This window comes from Kitasatospora sp. NPDC059599 (assembly GCF_042735125.1).
Classification (GTDB): domain Bacteria; phylum Actinomycetota; class Actinomycetes; order Streptomycetales; family Streptomycetaceae; genus Kitasatospora.
The window spans coordinates 1-8,972 of sequence record NZ_JBHWCL010000064.1; the positions used below are offsets into that span (position 1 = coordinate 1).

Sequence of the window (8,972 nt, forward strand, 5' to 3'; positions counted from 1 at the left end):
GGCGTGGGACCTTGGGGCCGGGCCGCTGGGCCGCCCCCGGACGGGCGGCGTACGCCGGTCCCTTGGTCCGCCCGCACTGTCGTGCGGGTGGACCGAGGTGCGGGCGTCCGCCGCTTGGTCGTGAATGCAACGCGCAACGTGAGAAGAGGGACTGTGAGCGTCAACCTCAACGAGAAGCCCGAGATCGACTTCCCGATCGGCGACGCCCCGGCGGAGCTGCAGATCCGCGACATCGTCGTCGGTGACGGCGAGGAGGCCAAGAAGGGCCAGAACGTCAGCGTCCGCTACGTCGGCGTGACCTTCGAGACCGGCGAGGAGTTCGACGCCAGCTGGAACCGGAGCCCGAACGAGTTCCGCTTCCCGCTCGGTGGCGGCCGCGTCATCAAGGGCTGGGACCAGGGCGTCGTCGGCATGAAGGTCGGCGGCCGCCGCGAGCTGACCATCCCGGCCCGCCTGGCGTACGGCAACCAGTCGCCGACCCCGGCCATCCCGCCGGGCTCGACCCTGATCTTGGGGGTCGCCGGGCGGGCCGTCTCCCCCCGACCGCGCCGGGGCCCGCCCCCCCCGGGGGGCCCGCCCCACGGGCGTGTCCGGGCCCGGCGGGCACCGCCCGGCGGCCGGGTGCGGACCGGCTCGGGGACCGGGCGCGGCACGGCTGCGGGACCGGGTGTGGGACGCCGCTTTTGCAGTGCGTACCGCGACCGGTACGGTCGGTCCCGCCGGGTGGTGATCGCCCGGTTGGCGCACCCCGCGCGCGGCGCGGCACACCGGAAGGGTCAGCGATGGCGATCGCCAAGGCAGAGCGGCTGATGAATCTCGCCCTGTGCCTGATGAACACCAGACGTCCGCTCTCCAAGAAGGAGCTGCGGGAATCCATCGAGGCGTACCGCGAGGCCTGGCAGGGCAGCAGCGAGGACGCCTTCAACCGGATGTTCGAGCGGGACAAGGACGACCTGCGCGAGCTCGGCCTGGTGATCGACGTCGACGAGAGCACCCTGGACGGTGAGCTCGGCTACCTGGCCCGTGCCGACCGCAACCGGCTGCCGGAGATCGCGCTGGACGCCGAGGAGGCGGCCGCGCTGACCTTGGCCGCCCGGGTCTGGCAGCAGGCCAAGATGTCCGGAGCGGCCAGCGGCGCGCTCCAGAAGCTGCGCGCGGCCGGCGTGCCGTTCGCCGAGGCCGAGGGCCGAACCGCCCTGGAGCCGCGCATCCCCGCCCGGGAGGCCGCGTTCGAGCCGCTGCTCACCGCCGCCCGGGACCGCCGTCCGGTCGGCTTCGAGTACCGCAAGGCCGGCGCCGCCGCCGTCGAGCAGCGCAGCGTCGAACCGTGGGCGCTGGAGTGCTGGCGCGGGCACTGGTACCTGGCCGGGTACGACCGTGACCGGGGCGACGCCCGGGTGTTCCGGCTCAGCCGGATCACCGGCAAGGTGCGGGCCAGGAGCGGGGCCTTCCTCGGCACCGTGCCCGAGCACGTGGACGTCCGGGCGACCGTGGCGAAGTTCGCGGGGGAGGGCGCCACCGCCACCGCGACCGTCCGGGTCCGCCGGGACGCCGGCTTCCCGCTCCGCACCAAGGCGCTGACCAGCAGCCGGGTCGACGAGGCCTGGGACGAGCTGGAGATCCCCTACGGCAACGGGCTGGGCGCCGACCTGGCGGAGTTCGGGCCGGACGTGCTGGTGCTCGGGCCGGAGGAGCTGCGGGCGGATGTGGTCGACCGGCTGCGGGCGGTCGCGGGGCTGGATGTGGAAGGCGTGCGGGCATGAGCAATGCGATCGACCAGACGCGACGGATGCTGTCGCTGGTCACCTATCTGCGCGAGCGGCCCGGGGCCGAGGTCGCCGAGGTCGCCCGGGCCTTCGGGATCAGCGAGCGCGAGCTGATCGGGGACCTCAACGTCCTGCCGATGTGCGGCACCAGCTTCCGCGGCGGCGACCTGCTCGACATCGACACCGACGGCGAGCGGATCTGGTGGCACAACGTCGACGACGTGGCCCAGCCGCTGCGACTGGCCGCCGACGAGGCGACCGCCCTGCTGGTGGCCGCCCGCGCGGTGGCCGGCCTGCCCGGGCTGCGGGCCGGTGACCGGGAGGCGCTCACCCGGGCCGTCGCCAAGATCGAGAACGCGGCGGGCGAGAGCGCCGAGGGCAGCGCCCGGGTCGGCGTGACCTTCGAGGCGGAGAGCCACGTCTTCGCGGACATCGACCGGGCGCTCAGCGAGGGCCGCCGGCTCTGGCTGCGCTACTACTCGCACGGGCGCGGCGGGATGACCGAGCGCGAGGTCGACCCGATCCGGCTGCTCACCGAGGGCCACACCTACCTCGAGGCCTGGTGCCGCACCTCCGAGGACCACCGGATGTTCCGGCTCGACCGGGTCGCCGAGATCCGCGTCCTGGACGTCCCGGCCGACCCGCCCCGGCGCGAGCCGCGCGACCTGAGCGGTGGACTGGTCAACCCGGCGGCCGACGACCCCGAGGTGGTCGTCGAGGTCTCCTCCGGCGGGCGCTGGGTGGCCGAGTACTACACCCACGACCGGGCCGAGGAACTGCCCGACGGCGGACTGCGGATCACCCTGCGCAGCGCCGACCCCTCCCAGCTGCGCCCGCTGGCGCTGCGGCTGGGCCGGGACGGCCGGATCGTCTCGCCGCCCGAACTGGCCGAGCAGGCGCGCTCGGCCGCGCGGGAGGCGCTGGCCGCCTACGGGGAGGGGCAGGTCTGAGCGGTGGAACCCGGGACGAGATTCAAGGTGTACTGCTCGGAGTGCCGGGAGAAGGTGGAGCTCCCGGCCGAGGCGTTCCGGCTGACCCTCGGTCGCACCCCGGCCCAGGCGCACTACAGCTTCGGTTGCCCGCTGTGCGGGGCGGCGGTGCGCAAACCGGCCGGGGAGAAGATCGTCGAGGCGCTCACCGCGGCCGGAGTGCGCACCATGCGGCTCGTCCCGGCCGAGGGGTAGGGCCCGTATAGGGTGGGGCGCATGTCCTGGATGCTCGTCGCCGCCGTCCTGCTCGCCACCGCGGGCCTGCTGGTCCTCGGGGTCCTCGCGATCCGGCTCTGGCTCGACGTGCGGGCGCTCGCCAAGGGCGTGGACACGGCCTCGCGGGCGCTGGCCGCGGCGGCGGAGGAGCTGGCCGACGCGGTGCCGAGCCGGGCCTGACACCCCTCCCCGCAGCCCCCGCCGTACGGGGGCTGCTGTGTGCGGGCAGGGGCGGGTTACGCTCTCAGTCGGCTCCCGGATCCGAGTGCCGGGGGCCGCTGTCCTGTTCGGGCGGCCGTCGTCGTGGCGTCATCCGCAGCGGTTACCATCCGCAGCGGACGGCCCGTCGGGCCGCCGTGACTGAAGGTGGTCGCGCATGCGCATCTCGATGACCGCGATCGTGGTGATCGTGGTACTCGCCATCGTGCTGTTCGGAGCCAAGCGGCTGCCGGAGGTGGCGCGGTCGCTGGGGAAGTCGCTGCGGATCCTGAAGAGCGAGGCCAGGGCGATGCGCGCGGACGGTGCGTCCGAGCCGTCGGAGCGGCCCGCTCCGGCGCCGGTGGACGGCTCCTCGGCCAGGACCGTCCAGGCGGCTCCGGGGGCGTCGGCCACGGCCCGTCCGGTGACCGAGCCCGCGGCCGGGTCGTCCGCGCCCGACGGCGACCGCCCGCACTGAGCACGGCGCACGTGAGGCACGCGACACACGTGAGACGTGCGACGTCCGCGACGTACACGACCATGGAGGCCCGCCGACCGGCGGGCCTCGACGCACGAGTTGAGGACCGGGGTTGAGCAAGCTCTCCAAGGCGCCGAAGGCGTCAAAGGATCCTGAGGGGCGGATGGCCCTCGCCGACCACCTGCGGGAACTGCGCAACCGCGTGGTCAAGTCGGTCCTGGCGATCGTGCTGATCACCATCGTGGCCCTGATCTACCACAAGCAGCTCGAAACCCTGCTCCTCAAGCCGCTTCCGCAGTGCACCAAGGAGACCGCGGGCCAGTACCACGGCAAGTGCGCCCAGGTCTCGACCATCGGTCTGACCTCGGGTTTCACCTGGATGCTCAAGGTCGCGCTGACGGCCGGCGTGGTCGGTTCGGTGCCGATCTGGCTGTGGCAGGTGTGGGCGTTCGTGGCGCCCGGTCTGCACCGGCACGAGAAGAAGTACACCGTGATCTTCATGCTGTGCGGGGCGCCGCTGTTCCTCGCCGGTGTGGGCGTCGCGTTCCTGGTGCTGCCCGCCACGATCGAGGTGTTGATCTCGTTCACGCCGGACACCACCACGCCGATCCTGCCGCCGGACGACTACTTCGACATCGCCACCCGGATGGTGCTGGTCTTCGGCCTCGCCTTCGAGTTCCCGCTGCTGCTCGTGATGATGAACCTGGTCGGCATGGTCAGCGGCAAGCGGCTGCTCGGCTGGTGGCGCGGGATGATCATGGCGATCACGGTGTTCGCGGCCTTCGCCACGCCGAGCGCCGACCCGCTGACCATGCTCGCGCTGGCCGCGCCGATCTGGGGCCTGTACTTCATCGCGGTGGTCATCGCGCTGGCCTTCGACAAGCGCAAGGCGCGCCGCAACCCGGACGCCCTGCTGGACGACGAGGAGGCCTCGCACCTCGACCTGTCCGTGCAGCCGGTGGCCGGGGCGGAGTCCGTCCGGGCCTCGGCGGCCCCGGCGGCCTCCAGCGCCCCGGTGCCGGCCGCGCGCCACGAGCAGATGGACGACATCACCTGAGCCGGTGGGCCCTGAGGGAGCCCCGGTCCGTCGCTGTGCGCGGCGGGCCGGGGCTTTTCGCTGGTCGGGGGCTTCCTGGGGTTTCGGTGGGGTGCCCTTGGCAGGGTGGATGGCATGTGACATATTACTGACGTGCTGAAGACCGAGAGACCTCCCCTGGATGTCGTCGTGGTCGGCGCCGGTGTGGTCGGCGCCGCCTGCGCCTACTACGCCGCCCGTGCCGGGCTCACCGTCGCCGTCGTGGACCGCGGGCCGGTGGCCGGCGGCACCACCGGCGCGGGCGAGGGCAACCTGCTGGTCTCCGACAAGGAGCCCGGACCCGAACTCGACCTCGCCCTGCTCAGCACCCGGCTCTGGCGCGAACTCGCCGAGGACCTCGGCGCGGCCGTCGAGTACGAGGCCAAGGGCGGCGTGGTGGTCGCCTCCACCGCGGCCGGGCAGGAGGCCCTGCGGGCCTTCGCGGCCGCGCAGCGCGCCGTCGGGGTGGCCGCCGAGGAGGTGCCCGGCGAGCGGCTGCGGGAACTGGAACCGCACCTCGCCCCCGGCCTGGCCGGCGGCTTCCACTACCCGCAGGACGCCCAGGTCCAGCCCGCCCTGGCCGCCGCCCACCTGCTGCGCGCGGCCCGGCGCAGGGGCGCCGAGCTGATCACGGGGGAGACCGTGACGGCCGTCGACCGGGGGTCCGACGGCGCCGTGCGCGGCGTGCGGACCGACCGCCGCCGGCTGGCCGCGCCCGCCGTGGTCAACGCGGCCGGCACCTGGGGCGGCGAGCTGGCGGCCCTGGCCGGGGTGCACCTGCCGGTGATGCCCCGGCGCGGCTTCGTCCTGGTCACCGAGCCGCTGCCGAGGGTCGTCCGGCACAAGGTCTACGCCGCCGACTACGTGGCCAACGTGGCCAGCGGCTCGGCCGGCCTGGAGACCTCCGCCGTGGTCGAGGGCACCCCGGGCGGGCCGGTGCTGATCGGCGCCAGCCGGGAACGGGTCGGCTACGACCGCACGCTCTCCCAGGAGGTGCTGCGGCGGCTCGCCGGCCAGGCCGCCGACCTCTTCCCGGTGCTCGCGGACGTCACCGTGCTGCGCGCCTACCGGGGCTTCCGCCCGTACCTGCCGGACCACCTGCCGGCCATCGGGGCGGACCCCCGGGTGCCCGGGCTGTACCACGCCTGCGGCCACGAGGGGGCCGGGATCGGGCTGGCCCCGGCGACCGGGCTGCTGATCAGTGAACAGCTCACCGGAAAGCAGCCGGAACAGGACCTCGCGCCGTTCCGCGCGGACCGGTTCCCCGCCGCCTGAGCCCGCCCGGCCCGCCGGGCGAGGCCGTCCGCCCGGGGCTCCCGCCCGGGTTCCGTTCCCCATGAGATTCCGTCCTGGATTGGAGACGCCGCCGATGCGCCGCCGCCGCACCCCCGCCGGGCTGGTCGAGGCCGAGCCCGGGCCCGCCCACCACATCGAGTTCGACGGCCGGCCCGTCCCCGCGCTGCCCGGGCAGTCCATCGCCGCCGCCCTGTGGTCCGACGGCGTGCTGGCCTGGCGCACCACCCGGGTCGGCGGGACGCCGCGCGGGGCGTTCTGCGGCATCGGCAGCTGCTTCGACTGCCTGGCCACCGTGGACGGCCGCCCCAACCAGCGCACCTGCCTGCTCCCCGCCGAGCCGGGCACCACCGTCACCACCCAGGAGGGCCACGGCCGTGCCGACCTCGCCGTCTGACCCCGCGCCGATCGACCGCGCGCCGTTCGACGTCGCCGTGGTCGGGGCCGGCCCGGCCGGGCTCGCCGCCGCCGTCACCGCCGCCGACCTCGGGCTGCGCTGCGTCCTGCTGGACGGCGGACAGCAGACCGGCGGGCAGTACTACCGCCACCCCGCGCCCGGCCTCGGCGCTGCCCGGCCGGACCGGCTGCACCACCACTGGTCCGCCTACACCGGCCTCGCCGACCGGCTCGCCGCCCACGAGCGGGCCGGGCGGGCCGTCTTCCGGGGCGGACACCAGGTCTGGGCGCTGGAGCGCTCCGACGGCGGCTTCGCGGTGCACGTCACCCGCGGGCCCGGGAGCGCCGACCGGGCCACCGTCCGGGCCCGGTCGGTGCTGCTCGCCACCGGTGCGTACGAGCGGCAGCTGCCGTTCCCCGGCTGGACCCTGCCCGGGGTGGTGACCGCGGGCGGCGCGCAGGCCATGCTCAAGGCCGGACTGGTGTTGCCCGGACGGCGGATCGTGGTCGCCGGGAGCGGGCCGCTGCTGCTCGCCGCGGCGTCCTCGCTGGTCACCGCCGGGGCCGAGGTGCCCGCCGTGGTCGAGGCCACCGCCTACCTCGGGTACGCGCGGCGGCCCGGTGTGCTGGCGGGCGTCCCCGGCAAGTTGGTCGAGGGCGCCGGGCACGGCGGGGCGCTGCTGCGGCACGGCGTGCGGCTGCGCCCGCGCAGCGCGGTGGTCGAGGCGCACGGGACGGACCGGGTCACCGGTGTCACGGTGGCCCGGCTGGACGCCGACTGGCGCCCGGTGCCCGGCACCGGGCGGCGGATCGACTGCGACGCGCTCGCCGTCGGCCACGGTCTGCTGCCGCAGATCGACCTGGCCACCGAGCTGGGCGCGCGCACCCGGACCGGGCCGGACGGCGCGGTCGCGCTGGAGGTCGACGCCCGGCTGCGCACCAGCGTGCCCGGCCTGTGGTCGGCCGGGGAGACCAACGGCGTCGGCGGCGCCGACCTCGCGCTCGCCGAGGGTGAACTGGCCGCGCACGCGGTGGCCGGGGCACTGCCGGAGGCCGCGCTGCTGCGCCGCCGCTCGCGGCTGCGGGCCTTCGCCGAGCTGATGGCCGCCGCCCACCGGCCCGGGCCGGGCTGGACCGGGTGGCTGCGTCCGGACACCGACGTCTGCCGGTGCGAGGAGGTGCCGGTCGCGGCGATCCGGGAGGCCGTGGACGAACTGGGCGCGGGGGACCCGCGCACCGTGAAGCTGCTGACCCGGGCCGGGATGGGCTGGTGCCAGGGGCGGATGTGCGGTCCGGCCGTGGCCTGCCTGGCCGGTCCGGCCCCGGGGTCGGCGTCGGGCGGTCCGGGGCCCGACCGGCGGCCGCTGGGCTGCCCGGTGCCGCTCTCGCAGCTGGCGGCGGGGCCCTCCCCGGAGTCGTGACGGCCCGTCCTCGAACCGGTGGGCCGGGGACCTTGTCTCCGGCCCGCCCCCACCTATAAAATGTCACACCTCACCAAGGAGTACACCGTGTCCATCACCCCGCACGACACCACCCGTCCCTGGCGCGGCATCATGGTCGCCACCACGATCCCGCTGCGCCCGGACCACTCCGTCGACTACGACGCGTACGCCGAGCACGTCCGCTGGCTGATCGACTCCGGCTGCGAGGGCGTCGTCCCCAACGGCTCGCTGGGCGAGTACCAGACGCTCACCGCCGAGGAGCGCGCCCGGGTCGTCGAGGTGGCCGTCGAGGCGGCCGGCGACGGCTCCCGGGTCATGCCCGGGGTGGCCGCGTACGGCAGCGCCGAGTCCCGCCGCTGGGCCGAGCAGGCCGCCGAGGCCGGCGCCGGCTCCGTCCTGCTGCTCCCGCCGAACGCCTACCGGGCCGACCACGCCTCGGTGCGCGCGCACTACGCCGAGGTCGCCCGGGCGGGCCTGCCGATCGTCGCGTACAACAACCCGATCGACACCAAGGTGGACCTCGTCCCCGCGCTGCTCGCCCAACTGCACGGCGAGGGCTCGATCGTCGCCGTCAAGGAGTTCAGCGGGGACGTCCGCCGGGCGTACGAGATCGCCGAACTGGCCCCCGGGCTGGACCTGCTGATCGGCGCCGACGACGTGCTGCTGGAACTGGCGCTGGCCGGCGCGGTCGGCTGGATCGCCGGCTACCCGAACGCGCTGCCGGAGGCCTCGGTCGCGCTCTACGACGCCGCGGTGGGACACGACCTGGAGACCGCGCTGCCGCTGTACACGTCGCTGCACTCGCTGCTGCGCTGGGACTCCAAGACCGAGTTCGTCCAGGCCATCAAGCTCTCCATGGACATCGCCGGGCGCCCCGGCGGTCCGGTCCGGGCCCCGCGCCAGCCGCTCACCCCGGAGATCGAGGCGGCCGTCCGCGCCGCGACCGAGAAGGCGCTGGCCGAGGGCCTCGCCTAGGGCTTGTCGGACAAGCCCTGGGCCCTGCCCGGCCCGTACCCCTCCCGGGGCCCGGCCGGGGCCCCCCCCCCCGCCCCCCCACCCCCCCCCCCCACACACCCCCGGAACCGGGAGTGGGGCAAACGCGCACCCAACGCGGTGCAC

The 8,972-nt window shown here is 75.3% G+C and carries 10 protein-coding genes and 1 pseudogene; all 11 read left to right on the top strand.

The annotated features are described in order from the left end of the window. Window positions 1-153: 153 nt before the first annotated feature. Window positions 154-519, top strand: a pseudogene (locus ACFV04_RS22405) (FKBP-type peptidyl-prolyl cis-trans isomerase); the annotation flags it as partial. 263 nt (window positions 520-782) lie between these two features. Beyond that, the gene (locus ACFV04_RS22410) at window positions 783-1,763 is read left to right on the top strand and encodes a WYL domain-containing protein (RefSeq protein WP_360261609.1); all 981 of its coding nucleotides are present in this window, start codon (window positions 783-785) and stop codon (window positions 1,761-1,763) included. After that, complete coding sequence (locus tag ACFV04_RS22415) at window positions 1,760-2,716, top strand: WYL domain-containing protein (RefSeq protein ID WP_316520336.1); 957 nt, start codon at window positions 1,760-1,762, stop codon at window positions 2,714-2,716. The genes ACFV04_RS22410 and ACFV04_RS22415 overlap by 4 nt, the downstream gene beginning before the upstream one ends. Window positions 2,717-2,719: 3 nt before the next feature. After that, a complete protein-coding gene (locus ACFV04_RS22420) occupies window positions 2,720-2,950 on the top strand; it encodes a hypothetical protein (protein ID WP_380345300.1) in 231 nt (76 codons plus the stop codon). Window positions 2,951-2,971: 21 nt separating this feature from the next. Continuing rightward, window positions 2,972-3,151, top strand: a complete 180-nt coding sequence (locus ACFV04_RS22425; RefSeq protein WP_360261601.1) for a hypothetical protein — start codon at window positions 2,972-2,974, stop codon at window positions 3,149-3,151. A gap of 196 nt (window positions 3,152-3,347) precedes the next feature. Then, window positions 3,348-3,647, top strand: a complete 300-nt coding sequence (gene tatA / locus ACFV04_RS22430; RefSeq protein WP_380345302.1) for a Sec-independent protein translocase subunit TatA — start codon at window positions 3,348-3,350, stop codon at window positions 3,645-3,647. A 163-nt stretch (window positions 3,648-3,810) separates the two neighbouring features. After that, entirely contained in the window at window positions 3,811-4,704 is an 894-nt protein-coding gene (tatC, locus tag ACFV04_RS22435) for a twin-arginine translocase subunit TatC (protein WP_380531510.1), read from the top strand. A 132-nt stretch (window positions 4,705-4,836) separates the two neighbouring features. Next, the gene (locus tag ACFV04_RS22440) at window positions 4,837-5,997 is read left to right on the top strand and encodes an NAD(P)/FAD-dependent oxidoreductase (RefSeq protein ID WP_380345306.1); all 1,161 of its coding nucleotides are present in this window, start codon (window positions 4,837-4,839) and stop codon (window positions 5,995-5,997) included. Window positions 5,998-6,091: 94 nt separating this feature from the next. Further along, entirely contained in the window at window positions 6,092-6,412 is a 321-nt protein-coding gene (locus ACFV04_RS22445; RefSeq protein WP_380531567.1) for a (2Fe-2S)-binding protein, read from the top strand. Further along, a complete protein-coding gene (locus tag ACFV04_RS22450) occupies window positions 6,393-7,832 on the top strand; it encodes an NAD(P)/FAD-dependent oxidoreductase (RefSeq protein WP_380531514.1) in 1,440 nt (479 codons plus the stop codon). Before ACFV04_RS22445 ends, ACFV04_RS22450 begins: the two co-directional genes overlap by 20 nt. A 60-nt stretch (window positions 7,833-7,892) precedes the next feature. Then, window positions 7,893-8,828, top strand: a complete 936-nt coding sequence (locus ACFV04_RS22455; RefSeq protein ID WP_380345311.1) for a dihydrodipicolinate synthase family protein — start codon at window positions 7,893-7,895, stop codon at window positions 8,826-8,828. Window positions 8,829-8,972 lie beyond the last annotated feature (144 nt).

Coding starts and splice junctions, on each gene's coding strand:
- ACFV04_RS22425 (WP_360261601.1), top strand. CDS start 2,972: ATGTCCTGGATGCTCGTCGCCGCCGTCCTGCTCGCCACCGCGGGCCTG.
- ACFV04_RS22445 (WP_380531567.1), top strand. CDS start 6,092: ATGCGCCGCCGCCGCACCCCCGCCGGGCTGGTCGAGGCCGAGCCCGGG.
- ACFV04_RS22415 (WP_316520336.1), top strand. CDS start 1,760: ATGAGCAATGCGATCGACCAGACGCGACGGATGCTGTCGCTGGTCACC.
- ACFV04_RS22410 (WP_360261609.1), top strand. CDS start 783: ATGGCGATCGCCAAGGCAGAGCGGCTGATGAATCTCGCCCTGTGCCTG.
- tatA (WP_380345302.1), top strand. CDS start 3,348: ATGCGCATCTCGATGACCGCGATCGTGGTGATCGTGGTACTCGCCATC.
- ACFV04_RS22455 (WP_380345311.1), top strand. CDS start 7,893: ATGTCACACCTCACCAAGGAGTACACCGTGTCCATCACCCCGCACGAC.
- tatC (WP_380531510.1), top strand. CDS start 3,811: ATGGCCCTCGCCGACCACCTGCGGGAACTGCGCAACCGCGTGGTCAAG.